Source organism: Stenotrophomonas sp. SrG (assembly GCF_050031795.1).
GTDB lineage: Bacteria > Pseudomonadota > Gammaproteobacteria > Xanthomonadales > Xanthomonadaceae > Stenotrophomonas > Stenotrophomonas rhizophila_A.
Map to the genome: position 1 here is coordinate 1 of NZ_JBNBBE010000695.1, position 248 is coordinate 248.

Here is a 248-nt window from a genome sequence, read left to right on the forward strand (position 1 = left end):
GGCGTTGACCGACACGCCCGGGACCGGCTGGAAGCTGCGGTACTGCGCAGCCAGCGCATCGCCGGCGGCAGGGGACTTCTTGTGGTCCTCGGCCGTCCGCCCGTTGTGCAGCTTGCCGGTGTCATCGTACAGCGCACCGGCGGTGTCGAAGCCATGGCGGATCGCATGGCCGCGCGCCGCGCCGCTCGCGCCGGAGGTCGCCGCATCATCGGCGGCTCCGTCGAAGCCGGGCGGCTGCAGGAGCGCGG

The 248-nt window shown here is 73.8% G+C and carries 1 protein-coding gene; it reads right to left on the reverse strand.

The annotated features are described in order from the left end of the window. Nucleotides 1–248: M13-type metalloendopeptidase (locus ACQG3P_RS21365; protein WP_426806174.1), on the reverse strand; the 248-nt coding region annotated here is incomplete at both ends.